The organism is Escherichia sp. Marseille-Q3837 (assembly GCF_916618735.1).
GTDB lineage: Bacteria > Pseudomonadota > Gammaproteobacteria > Enterobacterales > Enterobacteriaceae > Escherichia > Escherichia ruysiae.
Genome location: NZ_CAKAKC010000001.1, coordinates 3679841 through 3696791, shown reverse-complemented (window position 1 = coordinate 3696791; position 16951 = coordinate 3679841). Strand labels below are relative to the sequence as shown.

18 protein-coding genes are annotated in these 16951 nt (G+C 48.1%); 10 read left to right on the top strand and 8 right to left on the bottom strand.

Going from position 1 to position 16951, the window contains the following annotated elements:
* Window positions 1-7: 7 nt before the first annotated feature.
* On the bottom strand, window positions 8-397 hold the full coding sequence (csgE, locus tag LG381_RS17955) for a curli production assembly/transport protein CsgE (protein WP_000833234.1): 390 nt from the start codon (window positions 395-397) through the stop codon (window positions 8-10).
* A gap of 4 nt (window positions 398-401) precedes the next feature.
* Complete coding sequence (gene csgD / locus LG381_RS17950) at window positions 402-1052, bottom strand: biofilm master transcriptional regulator CsgD (RefSeq protein WP_000481491.1); 651 nt, start codon at window positions 1050-1052, stop codon at window positions 402-404.
* Window positions 1053-1808: 756 nt separating this feature from the next.
* Between csgD and csgB the strand changes: the two genes are divergently transcribed.
* The 6 genes from csgB to clsC all read left to right on the top strand — a co-directional run bounded on the left by csgB (window position 1809) and on the right by clsC (window position 5633).
* Entirely contained in the window at window positions 1809-2264 is a 456-nt protein-coding gene (gene csgB, locus LG381_RS17945; protein ID WP_010345644.1) for a curli minor subunit CsgB, read from the top strand.
* 40 nt (window positions 2265-2304) lie between these two features.
* The gene (csgA, locus tag LG381_RS17940; RefSeq protein ID WP_000771421.1) at window positions 2305-2763 is read left to right on the top strand and encodes a curli major subunit CsgA; all 459 of its coding nucleotides are present in this window, start codon (window positions 2305-2307) and stop codon (window positions 2761-2763) included.
* A gap of 58 nt (window positions 2764-2821) precedes the next feature.
* Entirely contained in the window at window positions 2822-3154 is a 333-nt protein-coding gene (gene csgC / locus LG381_RS17935; protein WP_000992819.1) for a curli assembly chaperone CsgC, read from the top strand.
* Window positions 3155-3270: 116 nt separating this feature from the next.
* Window positions 3271-3582 carry a type 1 fimbrial protein gene (locus tag LG381_RS17930; protein ID WP_222679737.1) on the top strand — a complete coding sequence of 104 codons (312 nt, stop codon included), beginning with the start codon at window positions 3271-3273 and terminating at the stop codon, window positions 3580-3582.
* Window positions 3583-3676: 94 nt separating this feature from the next.
* Window positions 3677-4210, top strand: coding sequence for an O-acetyl-ADP-ribose deacetylase (gene ymdB / locus LG381_RS17925; protein ID WP_225762720.1), 534 nt, complete (start codon window positions 3677-3679; stop codon window positions 4208-4210).
* On the top strand, window positions 4152-5633 hold the full coding sequence (gene clsC / locus LG381_RS17920) for a cardiolipin synthase ClsC (protein ID WP_225762719.1): 1482 nt from the start codon (window positions 4152-4154) through the stop codon (window positions 5631-5633). Before ymdB ends, clsC begins: the two co-directional genes overlap by 59 nt.
* 7 nt (window positions 5634-5640) lie before the next feature.
* Here clsC and mdoC read toward each other — a convergent pair whose 3' ends face one another.
* Window positions 5641-6798: a glucans biosynthesis protein MdoC gene (gene mdoC / locus LG381_RS17915; protein ID WP_001070367.1), complete on the bottom strand. Its 1158-nt coding sequence runs from the start codon at window positions 6796-6798 to the stop codon at window positions 5641-5643.
* A 392-nt stretch (window positions 6799-7190) separates the two neighbouring features.
* On the opposite strand from mdoC, the gene mdoG reads away from it, so the two are divergent.
* The 3 genes from mdoG to LG381_RS17900 all read left to right on the top strand — a co-directional run bounded on the left by mdoG (window position 7191) and on the right by LG381_RS17900 (window position 11638).
* The gene (gene mdoG / locus LG381_RS17910) at window positions 7191-8726 is read left to right on the top strand and encodes a glucans biosynthesis protein MdoG (protein ID WP_077629659.1); all 1536 of its coding nucleotides are present in this window, start codon (window positions 7191-7193) and stop codon (window positions 8724-8726) included.
* Window positions 8719-11262 (top strand): glucans biosynthesis glucosyltransferase MdoH, encoded by a 2544-nt coding sequence (gene mdoH / locus LG381_RS17905; RefSeq protein ID WP_071995174.1) that lies wholly within the window; start codon window positions 8719-8721, stop codon window positions 11260-11262. Before mdoG ends, mdoH begins: the two co-directional genes overlap by 8 nt.
* Before the next feature lie 148 nt (window positions 11263-11410).
* Window positions 11411-11638, top strand: a complete 228-nt coding sequence (locus LG381_RS17900; protein WP_001211109.1) for a YceK/YidQ family lipoprotein — start codon at window positions 11411-11413, stop codon at window positions 11636-11638.
* Here the strand turns inward: LG381_RS17900 and LG381_RS17895 are convergent, their stop codons facing one another.
* The 3 genes from LG381_RS17895 to lpxL form a co-directional block, all read right to left on the bottom strand.
* Complete coding sequence (locus tag LG381_RS17895; RefSeq protein ID WP_000180062.1) at window positions 11639-12013, bottom strand: MysB family protein; 375 nt, start codon at window positions 12011-12013, stop codon at window positions 11639-11641.
* A gap of 82 nt (window positions 12014-12095) precedes the next feature.
* Window positions 12096-13322, bottom strand: a complete 1227-nt coding sequence (mdtG, locus tag LG381_RS17890) for a multidrug efflux MFS transporter MdtG (protein ID WP_225762718.1) — start codon at window positions 13320-13322, stop codon at window positions 12096-12098.
* A 170-nt stretch (window positions 13323-13492) separates the two neighbouring features.
* Window positions 13493-14413 (bottom strand): kdo(2)-lipid IV(A) lauroyltransferase, encoded by a 921-nt coding sequence (lpxL, locus tag LG381_RS17885; protein ID WP_010345635.1) that lies wholly within the window; start codon window positions 14411-14413, stop codon window positions 13493-13495.
* Window positions 14414-14637: 224 nt separating this feature from the next.
* Between lpxL and LG381_RS17880 the strand changes: the two genes are divergently transcribed.
* Window positions 14638-15690, top strand: coding sequence for a rhodanese-related sulfurtransferase (locus LG381_RS17880; protein WP_225762717.1), 1053 nt, complete (start codon window positions 14638-14640; stop codon window positions 15688-15690).
* Between the two features lie 41 nt (window positions 15691-15731).
* Here the strand turns inward: LG381_RS17880 and LG381_RS17875 are convergent, their stop codons facing one another.
* Together LG381_RS17875 and LG381_RS17870 are read right to left on the bottom strand one after the other, a co-directional pair.
* A complete protein-coding gene (locus LG381_RS17875) occupies window positions 15732-16307 on the bottom strand; it encodes a YceI family protein (RefSeq protein ID WP_000749261.1) in 576 nt (191 codons plus the stop codon).
* A gap of 1 nt (window position 16308) precedes the next feature.
* Window positions 16309-16875, bottom strand: a complete 567-nt coding sequence (locus LG381_RS17870) for a cytochrome b (RefSeq protein ID WP_000060038.1) — start codon at window positions 16873-16875, stop codon at window positions 16309-16311.
* Window positions 16876-16951: the final 76 nt, after the last annotated feature.

The following is a 16951-nucleotide window of genomic DNA, read 5'->3' as shown; positions in this document are numbered from 1 at the left end:
TTTTTATTTAAAATTCATCATGCGCCAAATCGCCCGTACTCAATAACGCCTGATTTATCTGGCGACGATTTAGTGCTTCTTCAGTTTGAATCAGTGCAAAGACAACAGTTTTCTCGAAGTCTCTTTTCAATGGGAATAAAAATGTCTGGAAAATAACGTCCTGATTCACCGTTATTGTGATCCAGCTTCCCCATCGTGCACTGGGTCTTTCATTAATTGTTAAGTTACCGGTGTAGTCACTTTCCCATTTATCACTAAAGGCACGGTAAAAATCATGGCCAATAGAGGAAACAGTATGGTCAGTTAACAATCCCGGTACTTCTACTTCAACGGCGTGAACATTTCCCGCAGCGAAGAGAAGTTCTACTGCTACAATCCAGCATAAATAACGTTTCATGGCTTTATCGCCTGAGGTTATCGTTTGCCCATGAGACCGCTTGTGTTCGGTTTTTAACTGCTATCTTTTTGAAAAGATTATAAAGATGCGTTTTTACCGTGTTTTCGCTGATGAACAGCGAACGAGCAATCTCGTTATTGGAGGCGCCGATACGCAGCTTATTAAGGATCTCTTTTTCCCTATGAGTAAGGAGGGCAGATTCCGTGCTGTTATAACGATAGTTACCGGAATGTGTAATCAAGTAACTGGCAAGCTTTTGCGTAAAGTAGCATTCACCACGTAAGACGCCTTGCAACCCATTGACTACGCGTTCTTGATCCTCCATGGCGTAAAAAACACCATTGATATGCGGCCAGTTTTCAATGTCGCGGTACGGGTAATCATCTGGAGTATTTAACAACAGCGTTTTAATGTTGTTGTGTTTTCTGCTTAATGTATCCTGCCAGTAATGAATGAGCTTTTTATCTGCTTCCATCATATCCAACAGAATAATGCAGCCAGAAGATATATCGTCCAGAGAACGTTGAATATTATGCAGTTTTCCTGTGATTGCCAGCGATTGTTTTAAATGCTGCAATAACGCGGTCGCCTGCAAAGAAGGTTTAGTGATCAACAGTAATGTATGACCATGAATACTATGGACTTCATTAAACATGATGAAACCCCGCTTTTTTTATTAATCGCACACCTGACAGCTGCCTTTATAAAATAGAGGCACCAGAAGTACTGACAGATGTTGCACTGCTGTGTGTAGTAATAAATCAACCCTAAATGGGTAAAATATAAAACTAATGGATTACATCTGATTTCAATCTAGCCATTACAAATCTTAAATCAAGTGTTAAACGTGTAACAAAATGTAATCTGGAATTTTAAAATGTTAATGCAGCGTGATTGTGGAGTTTAGAATTGATAGAAAAGTTGTACATATGGCTTTTATTGCACAATTTTAAAAAGTCATACAAATTACGCTAAATACATAATTATCCATATAAAAATTATTTTCACATAGTTCTTTTGTCGTGTGAAAATTTCTTACTTTCTCTGATGTTGCCCATGGACAATTTTTTGCCGTAAAAAGACGATGTTTGTCACGGCTTGTCAAACAGACATATCGACGTAATCTTCGCGAATCATGAAGGAAGGCTGACTGTCGATTTTTTGCTGTCAAAAAACGGTACTTTAAAAGAAAACAAAATAATTTTTGCGTAAATAACAGCGTATTTGCGCGAGTTTTAATACTTTGGTATGAACAAAAAAAGAAAAATACAACGCGCGGGTGAGTTATTAAAAATATTTCCGCAGACATACTTTCCATCGTAACGCAGCGTTAACAAAAAACGGTTTGCGTTAACAACCAAGTTGAAATGATTTAATTTCTTAAATGTACGACCAGGTCCAGGGTGACAACATGAAAAACAAATTGTTATTTGTGATGTTAACAATACTGGGTGCGCCTGGGATTGCAGCCGCAGCAGGTTATGATTTAGCTAATTCAGAATATAACTTAGCGGTAAATGAATTGAGTAAGTCTTCATTTAATCAGGCAGCCATAGTTGGTCAAGCTGGTACTAATAATAGTGCACAGTTACGGCAGGGAGGCTCAAAACTTTTGTCGGTTGTTTCGCAAGAGGGTAATAGCAACCGGGCAAAGATTGACCAGACAGGAGATTATAACCTTGCATATATTGATCAGGCGGGCAATGCCAACGATGCCAGTATTTCGCAAGGCGCATATGGTAATACTGCAATGATTATCCAGAAAGGTTCTGGTAATAAAGCAAATATTACGCAGCATGGTACTCAAAAAACGGCAATTGTAGTGCAGAGACAGTCGCAAATGGCTATTCGCGTGACACAACGTTAATTTCCATTCGACTTTTAAATCAATCCGATGGGGGTTTTACATGAAACTTTTAAAAGTAGCAGCAATTGCAGCAATCGTATTCTCCGGTAGCGCTCTGGCAGGTTCTATTCCTCAGTACGGCGGTGGCGGCGGCAACCACGGTGGTGGCGGCAATAACAGCGGCCCGAATTCAGAGCTGAATATTTATCAGTACGGTGGCGGTAACTCTGCTGTTGCATTGCAGGCTGATGCCCGCAACTCTGATCTGACTATTACCCAGCACGGCGGCGGTAACGGCGCGGACGTAGGACAAGGTTCTGATGACAGCTCAATTGAACTGACCCAGCGTGGCTTCGGTAACAGCGCCACTCTTGATCAGTGGAACGGTAAAAACTCTGAAATGACTGTTAAACAGTTCGGTGGTGGCAACGGTGCAGCAGTTGACCAGACTGCATCTAACTCCAGCGTCAACGTAACTCAGGTTGGCTTTGGTAACAACGCGACCGCTCATCAGTACTAATACAGAATTTGTATGACAGAAACAGGGCGCAAGCCCTGTTTTTTTTCGGGAGAATAGTATGAACGCGTTATTACTTCTCGCGGCACTTTCCAGCCAGATAACCTTTAATACAACCCAGCAAGGTGACATGTACACCATTATTCCTGAAGTTACTCTTACGCAATCATGCTTGTGCCGGGTTCAGATATTGTCACTACGCGAAGGCAGTTCGGGACAAAGTCAGACGAAGCAAGAAAAGACCCTTTCATTACCCGCTAATCAACCCATTGCCTTGACGAAGTTGAGTTTAAATATTTCCCCGGACGATCGGGTGAAAATAGTTGTTACGGTTTCTGATGGACAGTCACTTCATTTATCACAACAATGGCCGCCCTCTTCAGGAAAGTCTTAATGTATTAATAGTTGAGCATAAAACGAGCCGGAAGAGAACGGTCTGATGCGAATCGACCAACCTGAAAGCATGGATAACCCCCTCAAGGATGATTAATCATTGAGGAAACAGAATAGATGTTCAGACCGTTGTTAAACTCCCTTATGCTCGGCAGCCTGGTTTTTCCTTTCTTTGCAACAGCGGAAAGCAATGCGCAAGGTGGCGTGATTCATTTTTATGGTCAAATCGTGGAACCCGCGTGTGACGTGAGCTCTTTGCAAACGCCAGTTGAAATGACCTGTATGCAAAATGGTCCAGTACAGAGCAAAACGTATTCCAGCAAAGAGTTAATGAGTGGCAAAGTTAAAAATGCGCAAATTGCCTCAGTAAAAGTGCAGTATCTTGATGAGCAGAAAAAGCTGGCTGTGATGAACATCGAATATAACTAAGTTTCTGAACTACTCACGTTGCTGACAAGAAAAATGCGATTTACCTAAAAACACTGCTGTACACTTAAGAAACAAGAGGGTGTAAGGAGGCGTTATGAAATCGCGTATTCATGTTGTGCAGGGTGATATTACTAAACTAGCCGTTGATGTTATTGTTAATGCGGCTAATCCGTCATTAATGGGGGGCGGCGGCGTTGATGGCGCTATTCATCGCGCAGCCGGCCCGGCGTTGCTGGATGCCTGTTTGAAAGTTCGCCAGCAACAGGGCGATTGCCCCACGGGACATGCAGTGATTACTCTTGCGGGCGATCTCCCTGCCAAAGCTGTTGTGCATACCGTTGGGCCTGTCTGGCGCGGTGGCGAACAAAACGAAGACCAGTTATTGCAGGATGCCTATCTCAATAGTCTACGACTGGTAGCGGCGAACGGCTATGCGACAGTGGCATTTCCTGCCATCAGCACCGGCGTTTATGGTTACCCGCGTGCTGCAGCGGCTGAAATAGCAGTAAAAACCGTTTCAGAATTTATTACCCGTCACGCTTTGCCTGAGCAGGTATACTTTGTCTGTTATGATGCAGAAAATGTCCACCTCTACGAAAGACTCCTTACCCAACAAGGAGATGAATGATTTGCCCCGGCTGGCGAGCGCGGTGCTGCCGCTGTGCTCGCAACATCCTGGGCAGTGCGGCATTTTCCCCCTTGATAAAAGTCTGGATGCGTTTGCTGCACGATATCGTCTGGCAGAAATGGCGGAGCATACGCTGGATGTTCAGTATTACATCTGGCAGGACGATATGTCGGGGCGATTGCTGTTTTCGGCTCTGTTAGCCGCAGCGAAGCGTGGCGTTCGCGTCCGTTTGCTGCTGGATGACAATAATACTCCCGGTCTTGATGATATTTTACGCTTGCTCGATAGTCACCCGCGTATTGAAGTTCGACTTTTCAATCCTTTCTCTTTTCGCTTGTTACGTCCGCTTGGTTATATCACCGATTTTTCCCGCCTCAATCGTCGTATGCACAATAAAAGTTTTACCGTCGATGGCGTGGTAACGCTGGTGGGCGGGCGCAACGTTGGCGATGCCTATTTCGGCGCGGGAGAAGAGCCACTTTTTTCAGATTTAGATGTCCTGGCAATAGGGCCGGTTGTTGAGGATGTTGCCGATGATTTTGCCCGCTACTGGTATTGCAAATCAGTTTCACCGTTGCAGCAGGTGCTGGATGTTCCCGATGGCGAAATGGCTGACCGTATTGAGCTACCTGCGTCCTGGTACAACGACACCGAGACACATCGCTATTTGTGCCAAATGGAGTTAAGTCCGTTTATAAATCAACTGGTTGACGGAACATTGCCGCTTATCTGGGCAAGAACGCGTTTATTAAGTGATGATCCGGCAAAAGGGGAGGGCAAGGCAAAACGGCATTCACTGTTACCGCAGCGCCTGTTCGATATCATGGGCTCCCCCAGCGAACGTATTGATATTATCTCTTCCTATTTTGTGCCAACGCGCGCGGGAGTGGCGCAGCTTTTACGAATGGTCAGAAAAGGGGTCAGGATAGCTATCTTAACCAATTCACTTGCCGCTAACGATGTCGCTGTCGTTCATGCCGGGTATGCTCGCTGGCGCAAAAAATTGCTCCGCTATGGCGTTGAGTTATATGAACTGAAACCGACGCGGGAACAAAGCAGCACGTTGCACGATCGCGGTATAACTGGTAATTCCGGCGCAAGCCTTCATGCTAAAACATTCAGTGTCGATGGCAAAATAGTGTTTATTGGCTCATTCAATTTCGATCCGCGTTCAACGCTGCTCAATACTGAAATGGGCTTCGTGATAGAGAGCGAAACGCTGGCACAATTAATCGATAAACGCTTTATTCAGAGCCAGTATGATGCGGCCTGGCAGCTCCGTCTGGATCGGTGGGGACGAATCAACTGGGTCGATCGCCATGGGAAGGAGGAAATTATCCTCAAAAAAGAACCCGCCACCAGTTTCTGGAAGCGGGTTATGGTCAGACTGGCGTCAATATTGCCCGTTGAATGGTTATTGTAAGTATGGTTTAGCGAGCTGGCGCTTTGTCATTCTCGCGTTTTACGATCGGTTTGCCGGAGAACAAAAACTTCAACAACGGAATGCGTAAATGAATTTCGTACAGAATTATCGCAATCCCTACCACAAATATCAGACCGCAGAGGAAACCCAGCAGATTTGATGTAATGTGCGGAGTGATGTAAGCACCGAAAAAGAGCGTTAACGGGTGGTGAACCAGATAAATAAATAGCGACGCGTTTACAAAATAGGTTACCCGCGCTGACTGGAAATTAAGCAAACGGTGGCCAAAGGAGAAGACCACATTCACCATCCACAGGCCGAGCACCATCGTGATCACTGACTCGGTTTCATACATCCAGGCATCGCCGCTGCCGTAGCGTTGATTGAGCAAATAAGCAACAAATGCCAGTGCTGCCGCGAGAGTACATCCACGAGACGGTGTGGTAAACAAGGCTTTTAGATTAGGAAAAATGAAAGCCAGCGCACCGAGAATAAAGAACGGCATATAAAACAGCGTCTGCATGAAAATAAAATTGAACATGCCATCGCTTAAAATGGGTGGATAAACGATAAATAGCGTTCTTCTTATTGCTGCATAGCCAATTCCCAGACAGAAAAATAGTATCGATAGCTTAACCATCGAGAAAGTTTTATTTGTCTTATCTGAATTTTCTAAATTATTTCTTATTCGTTTAAATATCCACACGCAAAGTGTCGTCATAACGACCAACACCAGTAAAAACCACAGGTGTGAAATTAACTCCCAGGCCAGAGTATTATATTTGTCATACAATGATAGCCCAGGCCAGCTTTCCGCTTTGCCCTTGACATATTGCAGCATAATGAATTGCGGCAAGGTGAGCAGGGGAATAGCCGTTAACATCGGGATCCCTACGCGTTCAACGCGCACTTTCCACCATTTTTTCAACGGGTAGCGCAAAAACAGCATGTAGGAAAAATATCCGGAAATAACGAAAAATACCTGCATACGGAAGGCGTGGATGAAATCGTTAAAAAGCGTCAGCCACCATGACGGTTCTGCGCTATTCACATGCCAGGTGTGGCTTGAATAGATTAAAGAAATATGAAAAGGGATCCCTAACAACATCAACCATGCGCGGATGGAGTCGAGGAAATATTCACGCTGCGCGGGTACTGGATTCATATATGGTTAACTAATCTCGGATTTTTCGTCTTATCCCCGCCGGGTAATGCCTTTAGGCTTTTGCCGTAACGACACTGACCTGCTGCATGAGGTGCAGGCTTCAAATGTGTTTTTGCGCGGCATAGCCGCAATCACTAACCAAAATGGAAGCGCCTGTAAGACGGTTGATAAATAAATTTGCCGGCAAACCCTACACGAACTCGCTCCTTCTGTCTTTAGGATAAGCACGGAAAGTGAAAACGGTTGCAATCAGGTGCTTAATCCATGAGCCGGCGCGCTGAATAATACCGGGATTCTGTTGTCGGAATGGCTGGTTATCCATTAAAATAGATCGGATCGATATAAGCACACAAAGGGGGAAGTGCTTACTTATTATGAAACATAAACTACAAATGATGAAAATGCGTTGGTTGAGTGCTGCAGTAATGTTAACCCTGTATACATCATCAAGCTGGGCCTTCAGCATTGACGATGTCGCAAAGCAAGCTCAATCCTTAGCCGGGAAAGGCTATGAGGCGCCTAAAAGTAACTTGCCCTCCGTTTTCCGCGACATGAAATACGCGGACTATCAACAGATCCAGTTTAATCATGACAAAGCATACTGGAACAATCTGAAGACCCCATTCAAGCTCGAGTTCTACCATCAGGGTATGTACTTCGACACACCGGTCAAAATAAATGAAGTCACTGCAACGGCAGTAAAAAGAATCAAATACAGCCCGGATTATTTCACTTTCGGCGATGTTCAGCATGACAAAGACACGGTCAAAGATCTTGGTTTTGCCGGTTTTAAAGTGCTTTACCCGATCAACAGCAAAGATAAAAATGATGAAATCGTCAGCATGCTCGGGGCCAGCTATTTCCGCGTGATTGGCGCAGGTCAGGTTTACGGTCTTTCTGCCCGAGGCCTGGCTATTGATACCGCTTTGCCATCAGGTGAAGAATTTCCACGCTTTAAGGAGTTCTGGATCGAGCGTCCAAAACCGACCGATAAGCGTTTAACGATTTATGCGTTGCTTGATTCGCCGCGTGCGACAGGCGCTTACAAGTTCGTTGTTATGCCGGGACGTGACACGGTTGTTGATGTGCAATCGAAAATCTACCTGCGCGATAAAGTCGGCAAACTGGGCGTTGCGCCGTTAACCAGTATGTTCCTGTTCGGGCCGAACCAGCCATCTCCGGCGAATAATTATCGTCCGGAATTGCACGACTCCAACGGTCTGTCTATCCATGCTGGTAACGGTGAGTGGATCTGGCGTCCGCTAAACAACCCGAAACATCTGGCGATCAGCAGCTTCTCGATGGAAAACCCGCAAGGCTTCGGTCTGTTGCAGCGCGGCCGCGATTTCTCCCGCTTTGAAGATCTCGACGATCGTTACGATCTCCGTCCAAGCGCGTGGGTGACACCGAAAGGGGAGTGGGGCAAAGGCAGCGTTGAGCTGGTGGAAATTCCAACCAACGATGAAACCAACGATAACATCGTCGCTTACTGGACGCCGGATCAGTTACCGGAACCAGGTAAAGAGATGAACTTTAAATACACCATTACTTTCAGCCGTGATGAAGACAAACTTCACGCGCCTGATAACGCCTGGGTGCAGCAGACGCGTCGTTCAACGGGGGATGTGAAGCAGTCGAACCTGATTCGCCAGCCTGACGGCACTATCGCTTTTGTGGTCGATTTTACTGGCGCAGAGATGAAAAAACTGCCAGAGAATACACCGGTCACTGCACAAACCAGCATTGGCGATAATGGTGAGATTGTAGAAAGCACGGTGCGCTATAACCCGGTCACCAAAGGCTGGCGTCTGGTAATGCGTGTGAAAGTGAAAGATGCCAAGAAAACCACTGAAATGCGTGCTGCCCTGGTGAATGCCGATCAAACGTTGAGTGAAACCTGGAGCTACCAGTTACCTGCCAATGAATAAGACAACCGAGTACATTGACGCAATGCCCATCTCCGCAAGCGAGAAAGCGGCATTGCCGAAGACTGATATCCGCGCTGTTCATCAGGCGCTGGATGCTGAACACCGAACCTGGGCGCGAGAGGATGACTCCCCGCAAGGGTCGGTAAAAGCACGTCTGGAACAAGCCTGGCCAGATTCACTCGCTGATGGACAGTTAATTCAAGACGACGAAGGGCGCGATCAGCTTAAGGCAATGCCGAAAGCAAAACGTTCTTCTATGTTCCCCGATCCGTGGCGTACTAACCCGGTTGGTCGTTTCTGGGATCGTCTGCGTGGGCGCGATGTGACGCCGCGCTATCTGGCGCGATTGACCAAAGAAGAGCAGGAGAGCGAGCAAAAGTGGCGTACCGTCGGCACCATCCGTCGTTACATCCTGCTTCTTCTCACTCTGGCGCAAACCGTCGTCGCTACCTGGTATATGAAGACCATTCTGCCTTATCAGGGGTGGGCGCTGATTAATCCAGTTGATATGGTCGATCAGGATTTGTGGGTTTCCTTTATGCAGCTTCTGCCTTACATGCTGCAAACCGGTATTCTGATCCTCTTCGCTGTTCTTTTCTGCTGGGTGTCAGCCGGTTTCTGGACGGCGTTGATGGGCTTCCTGCAACTGCTTATTGGGCGCGATAAATACAGTATTTCCGCTTCAACCGTTGGCGATGAACCGTTAAATCCGGAGCATCGCACAGCATTGATCATGCCTATCTGTAACGAAGACGTGAATCGCGTTTTTGCAGGTCTGCGTGCAACGTGGGAATCCGTGAAAGCGACTGGTAATGCCAAACACTTTGATGTTTATATCCTGAGTGACAGCTACAACCCGGACATCTGTGTGGCAGAACAAAAAGCCTGGATGGAGCTGATCGCCGAAGTGCAGGGCGAAGGCCAGATTTTCTATCGCCGTCGCCGCCGTCGCGTGAAGCGTAAAAGCGGTAACATTGACGATTTCTGCCGTCGCTGGGGTAGCCAGTACAGCTACATGGTGGTGCTGGATGCGGACTCGGTGATGACCGGTGATTGTTTGTGCGGTCTGGTGCGCCTGATGGAAGCCAACCCGAACGCCGGGATTATCCAGTCGTCGCCGAAAGCGTCTGGTATGGATACGCTATATGCACGTTGCCAACAGTTTGCGACCCGTGTCTATGGGCCATTGTTCACTGCCGGTTTGCATTTCTGGCAGCTCGGCGAGTCGCACTACTGGGGGCATAATGCGATTATCCGCGTGAAACCGTTTATCGAGCACTGCGCGCTGGCGCCGCTGCCTGGTGAAGGATCATTTGCGGGTTCAATCCTTTCGCACGACTTCGTGGAAGCCGCACTGATGCGCCGTGCAGGCTGGGGGGTATGGATTGCTTACGATCTCCCTGGCTCTTATGAAGAACTGCCGCCTAACCTGCTTGACGAGTTAAAACGTGATCGCCGCTGGTGCCATGGTAACCTGATGAACTTCCGTTTGTTCCTGGTTAAAGGGATGCACCCGGTTCACCGCGCGGTGTTCCTGACGGGCGTGATGTCTTATCTTTCCGCACCGCTGTGGTTTATGTTCCTTGCGCTCTCTACCGCATTGCAGGTCGTGCACGCCCTGACCGAACCGCAATACTTCCTGCAACCACGGCAGTTATTCCCGGTCTGGCCACAGTGGCGTCCTGAACTGGCGATTGCGCTGTTTGCCTCGACGATGGTGCTGCTGTTCCTGCCGAAGTTGTTGAGTATTTTGCTTATTTGGTGCAAAGGGACTAAAGAGTATGGCGGCTTCTGGCGAGTTACGTTATCGCTGCTGTTAGAAGTGCTGTTCTCCGTGCTGTTGGCGCCGGTGCGTATGTTGTTCCATACGGTATTCGTGGTTAGCGCCTTCCTTGGCTGGGAAGTGGTGTGGAATTCCCCGCAACGTGATGACGACTCTACCTCCTGGGGCGAAGCGTTTAAACGCCACGGCTCACAGTTGCTGCTGGGGTTAGTGTGGGCGGTCGGTATGGCGTGGCTGGATCTGCGTTTCCTGTTCTGGCTGGCACCGATTGTCTTCTCGCTGATTCTGTCACCGTTTGTTTCGGTGATCTCCAGCCGTACAACCGTTGGGCTGCGCACGAAACGCTGGAAACTGTTCCTGATCCCGGAAGAGTATTCACCGCCTCAGGTACTGATCGATACCGATCGTTTCCTTGAGATGAACCGTCAACGTTCTCTCGACGATGGCTTTATGCATGCAGTGTTTAATCCGTCGTTTAACGCTCTGGCAACGGCAATGGCCACTGCGCGTCACCGCGCCAGTAAGGTGCTGGAAATCGCCCGTGACCGCCATGTTGAACAGGCGCTGAACGAGACGCCAGAGAAGCTGAATCGCGATCGTCGTCTGGTGCTGCTAAGCGATCCGGTGACGATGGCTCGTTTGCATTTCCGCGTCTGGAATTCCCCGGAGAGATATTCTTCATGGGTGAGTTACTACGAAGGGATAAAGTTGAATCCACTGGCATTGCGTAAACCGGATGCGGCTTCGCAATAAAAGTGTAGATACTTGCAATATATTGAATTTGCAAGGTTTCGTAGGCCGGATAAGGCGTTCATGCCGCATCCGGCAAAAACAACAAGCATTTTGTCAGCAATAAAAATACCGGCGTTATGCCGGTATTTTTTTACGGAAGAGGGTTCAAATGCGTTTCATCGTAGTCAGCATCATGGTTACCTTGCTGAGTGGTTGTGGCAGCATCATTAGCCGCACCATACCGGGACAGGGGCATGGCAACCAATATTATCCCGGAGTGCAATGGGATGTACGTGACTCCGCATGGCGCTATGTCACAATCCTTGATCTCCCTTTCTCTTTAGTCTTTGATACCTTACTGCTACCGATCGACATTCATCACGGAGCATATGAGTAATTAACGCTCATCCCACTCATCTGCTGCTGCGCGTCCTTCTTCGGTATCCAGCGGTGGTTCAAGCTGAAATTCACCTTCGTCCCATTCATGCAGGGTATTTTCTTCCTGCCATTCCTGGCGGATTTCAATCTCATCATAGTCGCCATCAAAGATGCTTTGTGCGGCTTCTCCACTGAACATTGGCAGGCATTCACCTTCTTCGCCCTCATCGGCTAAAAACTCAACCTGCCACATAATGTCGCCATCTTGCAGAATATATTTCTGGACATTGAACTGTTGCACATTCGCTTCTTCGGCGTCGATGCCGGGGTTGTCAGCAAGAAATTCTTCGCGTGCGGCATCAATGGCTTCTTCAAGCGTTGCGTACATAGTCATCACGACTCTCCCTTTGATTTGCTGAGGTGTTCAGGGAAAGAATAGCTGATTCTCCGCTTTTGCAAGTATGAAAGGCGAAAAATCAGTTCGATACCTGGGGGAGTCGGCGACGGCGCAGGCTGTTCCACGAATAGACCGCGTTAAACAAAACGACTCCGGCGGTAACCAGAAATACAGCACGAAAGCCGTAGTGTGCTGAAATAGCTGCGCCCATCAACGGCCCCGTAACGTTGCCAATATCGCGAAACGACTGGTTATAGCTGAAAATGCGTCCGGCGATTTGGTTGGTCGAATTATAAACCAGCAACGTTTGTACGGCTGGGAGCAGAGCGCCGTCTGCGGCGCCGAGCAAAAAGCGTAAAATCCCCAGTTGCAGTGGTGTCTGGACATAAGACATTGGGATCAACAGCAGCACAGAAAAGATCAGCGCAGTTATCAGGATCTTTTCTGGCCCGATACGATCGCCAAGTTTACCGAGTCGTGGAGCACTTAGCAGTGCAGCAACGCCGGGCACGGAGGCGATCATGCCGCTAATAAAGGCGATATTACTGACATTTCCTGCCAGTTCGCGGACATACAGCGTCAGGATTGGCGCGATAGATCCAGTAGCAATCTGGATGATTAATGTTGTGACAAACAGGCTAAGTACCAGTTTCGGGCTTTTAAGCGATGTCACGACTTCCCGCATGTGCAGCATCTCTTTTTTGCTGACTGGCTGGAATTTTTCTCTGATACAAAACAGGGTGACGAAAAAGCAGAGTATGAGCACACTGGCGGTAATAAAGAATACCGGACGTAAGCCGTAGTTATCAGCGAGTAAGCCACCAGCCATCGGGCCGAGCAACGCGCCGCTAACGCCGCCGGTGGAGAGCGTGCCCAGCGCCCAGCCGCTTTTATTACGCGGTACTTGTGTGGCGATAAGAGCATTGGCGTTGGGGACAAATCCGCCAAGCAAACCAAGCAGCGCCCGCAGAATCAAAAACTGCCAGATATTTTGCGCCAGCCCCATCAGCACCATCACGATGCCCATGCCGAGAGCAGAACGCAATAACATGATTTTTCTGCCTTTGCGGTCGGCAAGCCCGCCCCAGAAAGGGGAGGCGATGGCGGAAAATAAAAAGGTAATACTGAAGACAATCCCCGACCACATATTCAGCGCGCTGTGGCCGGTGATGCCAAGTTGCTCAACGTAGAGGGGTAAGAATGGCATCACCAGACTGAAGGCGGCACCGGTAAGAAAACAACCTAGCCAGGCAACGATCAGGTTTCGTTTCCAGTTTATGGGGGTGTCATTTTCACAGAGTGACATAGCAATCCGCTGTTGGTGCGCCAGGCGCGGTGATTAAAAGAAGAAAAAGTAAGCACACTAATTATGCGCCTGACTTATAGGTGACGCAATGTACAGAGCTTTTATCGCTAAATCAGGAGGATTTGTAGTGGTAATGCCGGATGCAGTTCGAAACATCCGGCAAGGGAGATTTAATAGCGTGAAGGTACGCCTTCCGGGCGCGTTTTAAAGCGACGATGCAGCCACATATACTGTTCCGGTGCCATCATGATGCATTTTTCGACCACTTTATTCATCCATGCAGCGGTGATTTCAGCGTTATCCAACGGAGGTGAACACTCTGGCGGCAGCATGATCAACTGATACCCTTTGCCGTCTGGCTTACGACGCGGAACAAACGGCACCAGGCACGCACCAGACATTTTCGCCAGCATCCAGGTGCCACTGGTGGTCGCCGCCTGCTCAACGGCAAACAGCGGCACGAAAACACTTGAGCGCGGGCCGTAATCATGATCTGGCGCATACCAGACCACTTCGCCTTTCTTTAGTGCCCGGATCATTCCTTTTAAGTCTTTGCGATCAAGCATCGACTTATTCGAACGCAGGCGCCCCCAGGTTTGCAGCCAGTCGAGCAACGGATTATCGTTTGGGCGATAGACGCCGATACCCGGTTCCTGCATACCAAATTGCCTTGCGCCCAGCTCCAGCGTCAGGAAATGGATGCCGACCAACAGAATGCCGCGCTTTTGCGCCTGCACGTCACGGATATGTTCCATGCCAATCACTTCCGTCCAGCGGGCAATTCGACGATCCGACCAGAACCACGCCATGCCGGTTTCCATCAACCCCATACCAACGGATTCGAAATTCTTCACCATCATTTCATGGCGTTCTTGTTCGCTCATCTCCGGGAAGCACAGTTCCAGGTTGCGATGTACAATTTTGGCGCGACGTTTCATAACATGTAACGCCAGTTTTCCTAATCCACAACCGAGACGGTAGATGACCGGGTAGGGCAATTGCACGACCAACCAAAGTACGCCAATACCCAACCAGGTTAACCAATAACGCGGATGAAGCAGTGCAGTGGAGAACTTGGGTAGATTCGTCATATCAATCCTGTCTTTCAACCTATACGGGCAATTGTATGTATTGTCGCATTTTTTCGTCCGCAACCAAAATTTGTGACCGAAGACTGGGCGAAATTACCGCGTATGTAAATCATTAATAATTTTTAATGCGCAAATGTAGCGTAAAATGTATGGATGTTAATTGTCGATAATTGCTATATCATGCTGCGGATTTTTACTTTCCCACCCTGCAGGAACCGTACACCATGCCAGTGTTACACAACCGCATTTCTAATGACGCGCTGAAAGCCAAAATGCTGGCCGAGAGCGAACCACGTACCACCATTTCGTTCTATAAATATTTCCACATTACCGATCCCAAAACGACCCGCGATGCTTTATATAAGCTATTTACCGCGTTGAATGTCTTTGGGCGGGTCTATCTGGCGCATGAAGGGATCAACGCACAAATCAGCGTACCGGCGAGCAACGTAGAGACATTTCGCGCACAGCTTTATGCTTTTGATCCTGCTTTAAACGGTTTACGTCTGAATATTGCGCTGGATGATGACGGGAAATCCTTCTGGGTGCTGCGCATGAAGGTTCGCGACCGAATTGTTGCCGACGGTATTGACGATCCTCAATTTGATGCCAGTAACGTGGGGGAATACCTGCAAGCAGCGGAAGTGAATGCCATGCTTGATGATCCCGATGCGCTGTTTATCGATATGCGCAACCACTATGAATATGAAGTGGGGCATTTTGAAAACGCGCTGGAAATTCCGGCAGATACCTTTCGCGAACAACTGCCAAAAGCGGTTGAGATGATGCAGGTGCATAAAGATAAAAAAATCGTGATGTACTGTACCGGTGGTATTCGTTGCGAAAAGGCCAGTGCCTGGATGAAACATAACGGATTCAATAAAGTCTGGCATATTGAAGGCGGGATTATTGAATACGCTCGTAAGGCGCGTGAACAAGGTTTGCCTGTCCGCTTTATTGGTAAAAATTTTGTTTTTGACGAGCGGATGGGCGAGCGGATCTCTGACGAAATTATTGCGCATTGTCATCAGTGCGGCACACCTTGTGACAGCCATACCAATTGTAGAAATGATGGCTGTCATCTGTTGTTTATCCAGTGTCCGGCATGTGCCGAGAAATTCAAGGGCTGTTGTAGTGAGATTTGCTGTGAAGAAAGCGCATTACCGCCAGAAGAACAGCGCCGCCGTCGTGCCGGGCGAGAAAATGGCAATAAGATCTTTAATAAATCGCGTGGACGGCTGAACACGACGCTGGTCATTCCTGAGCCAACAAAATAAACATTCGTGCCGGATGCGCGTCATCCGGCAACATCTATGCATTACTTCTGCTGTACACCTTCCACCGAAATAATCAGATCAACCTCCTGCGAAGCTGGACCTAAATCAGTCTTAATGTTGAAGTCTTTCAGCTTAATTTTGCCTTCTGCCTCGAAGCCCGCACGTTTACCGCCCCACGGATCGTCGCCCTGACCAATCAATTTTGCTTCCAGCGTTACTGGTTTGGTTACGCCATTGAGTGTCAGATCACCCGTAATATCCAGCTCATCACCGTCTTTCTTCACGCTGGTAGAAGTGAACGTCGCCTGCGGATATTTTGCGGTGTTGAGGAAATCTGCGCTGCGAAGATGCTTATCACGTTCGGCGTGATTGGTATCGACGCTGGTGGTGTTAATTGTCACATTCACTTTATCAGCAGCTGGGTTCTTTTCATCAAAGGTAAAAGTACCGTCGAAATCTTTAAAGGTGCCATATAACCAGCTATAGCCAAGATGCTGGATGCGGAAATTGACAAAGGCGTGCTGACCTTCTTTGTCAATTTTGTAATCGGCGGCGACAGCTGAACCGGCAGAGAACATCAGGGAAGCGAAGGTTAAACCAAGCAGGCTTTTTTTCATTTTATACTCCATAGTCAGATGACGATTTTCCCAGCATACGCTTCAGGGTGTCGTCTTTATCGATGAAATGATGCTTCAGGGCCATAAATCCGTGCATAACGGACAGTACGACGACGCTCCACGCTAGCCAAAAATGCAGGGCACCGGCTAAGTCAGCCTGTGCGCCAGCATCGGCAAGGGTCGCGGGGATGTCAAACCAGCCAAAAACGCTGATTGGTTTGCCATCGGCGGTCGAGATGAGATAGCCGCTGATGCCAATGGCGAAGAGCAAAAGGTATAGCGCGAGATGTCCAATTTGTGCGCCGAGACGCGTCATGGTCGAATAACTTTGCAACGGACCAGGTGGTGGGGATATAACACGCCACAGAATGCGTATAACCAGCCCCATCATGAGCAGAATACCGACGCTTTTATGCAGCTCTGGTGCTTTGTGATACCAGCCATCGTAATAACTGAGTGTTACCATCCATAGCCCTAAAGCAAACATGCAGTAGATAATGATTGCACTCAGCCAATGAAAGGTCATTGATATAACACCATAGCGTTTGGGGGTATTTGTAAGGGACATCAGTGCATCCGAAACTTATTTGCGAAAGAATGAAAATGGCGCGTTGGAGAATGAATTGCAACTTAAAAATAACAAT